Raw genomic sequence first — 1,262 nt, 5'->3', positions numbered from 1 at the left:
CCGCTGGGACTGCCTCGGCGCCGCCGGCCACCCCGACGTCCGCACCCCCGCCCTCGACCGGCTCGCCGCCGACGGGGTCCGGCACACCGAGGCGTACTGCCCGTACCCCGTCTGCACCCCCTCCCGCTACGCCATGCTCAGCGGCCTCTACGCCCACCAGCACGGCGGCTGGACGAACCACAGCACCCTCGACCCCGCCCTCGACACCTTCCCCCGCGCCCTGCGCCGTGCCGGCTACCGCACCGCCGCCGTCGGCAAGATGCACTTCACCCCGACCTACCTGGACGTCGGCTACGACCGCCTGCAACTCGCCGAACAGCACGGCCCCGGCCGCTACGACGACGACTACCACCGCGAACTGCGCGCCGCCGGCCTCGCCGACGTCGTCGACCTGCTCGACCAGGAACTCGCGCTGCGCCCCCACGCGCCGCCGGGCTACCGGGACACCTACGGCACCGGCCGCTCCGACCTGCCCGAGGAGTGGCACTCCACCACCTGGATCGCCGAGCGCGCCCTGCGGGAGCTGGACGCGTGGGACGACGGCGGCGGGCAGCTTCTGCACGTCTCGTTCGTCAAACCCCACCACCCCTTCGATCCGCCCGCCCCCTGGGACACCCGCCACGACCCGGCCGCGCTCTCCCTCCCGCCGGGCTGGACCTCCCGGATCCCCGACGCCGATCTGCCGCACGCCCGCGCGTACTTCGACTACGGGCCCCTGACCGAGCCGGTGCTGCGCACCGTCCTCGCGCACTACTACGGCTCCATCGCCCAACTCGACCACCACGTCGGCAGGCTGCTCGACGCGCTGCGCCGGCGCGGGCTCTACGACGACACCCTGGTGCTGTTCACCTCCGACCACGGCGAGTACCTGGGCTTCCACCACCTGCTGCTCAAGGACGGCCCGATGTACGACCCGCTGGTGCGGGTGCCGCTGCTGGTCAAATACCCGGCAGGGGCCCGCGGCGGGGGCCGCCGCGGGGAGGCGGACGACACCCCGGCCTCGCTGGTCGACGTGGCCCCCACGGTGCTCGCCGCCTGCGGCGCCGCCGCGTCCGGCGAGATGCCGGGGCGCGACCTCGCCGGGCCGGCCGCGGGGGACCGGTACGTCTTCGCCGAGGACCGCAGGCGCGGCCGGGTGCTCATGGCCCGCTCCCGTACGCACAAGCTGCTGCTGGCCGCCGATCCGGCCCAGGACGCGCTGTACGACCTGGCGTCCGACCCGTACGAGCTGACCGACCGGCTCGCCGACCCCGCCTGCGCGG

1 protein-coding gene is annotated in these 1,262 nt (G+C 75.1%); it reads left to right on the top strand.

All coding sequences use genetic code 11. The annotated features are described in order from the left end of the window. Window positions 1-1,262 (top strand): sulfatase family protein (locus H5J30_RS34020; RefSeq protein WP_181791675.1); only part of this gene is annotated, 1,262 nt, incomplete at both ends.

The organism is Streptomyces phytophilus, from assembly GCF_013870535.1.
Taxonomy (GTDB): domain Bacteria; phylum Actinomycetota; class Actinomycetes; order Streptomycetales; family Streptomycetaceae; genus Streptomyces; species Streptomyces phytophilus.
This window is presented reverse-complemented; position numbering and strand designations above follow the sequence as displayed.